Raw genomic sequence first — 335 nt, forward strand, 5'->3', positions numbered from 1 at the left:
TCACGGTGACACTGTTACCCGACTCCGCGCCGGAACCGGCGATCAGCACGTCGTTATCTTCGGCCACGTTGACAATGCCGTCAGTTTCAATCGGTGTGGTGATGGTCACCGCAGAAGGCGCCGCATTGTCCAGGGTAATGGTTTGCGTCGCTGCGGTGGACGTATTACCTGCCGTATCCGCTTGTGTTGCCGACACCGTCAAGGTGCCATTGTTCAGGCCGCTGACATCCAGCTCACTGCCACTCAGCGTCCAGTTGCCGGAGTTATCGGCGGTCACGGTACGACTGACTGATGAATTATTATCCGTGATGGTCACGGTGACACTGTTACCCGCT

At 57.3% G+C, this 335-nt stretch carries 1 protein-coding gene; it reads right to left on the reverse strand.

Annotated features, from left to right (window positions below; all coding sequences use genetic code 11):
• A partial coding sequence (locus TW77_RS25505; protein ID WP_046007483.1) for an Ig-like domain-containing protein occupies positions 1–335 on the reverse strand: 335 nt, incomplete at both ends.

The sequence above is a fragment of the Pseudoalteromonas rubra genome, assembly GCF_000967655.1.
In the GTDB taxonomy this organism is placed as follows: domain Bacteria; phylum Pseudomonadota; class Gammaproteobacteria; order Enterobacterales; family Alteromonadaceae; genus Pseudoalteromonas; species Pseudoalteromonas rubra_A.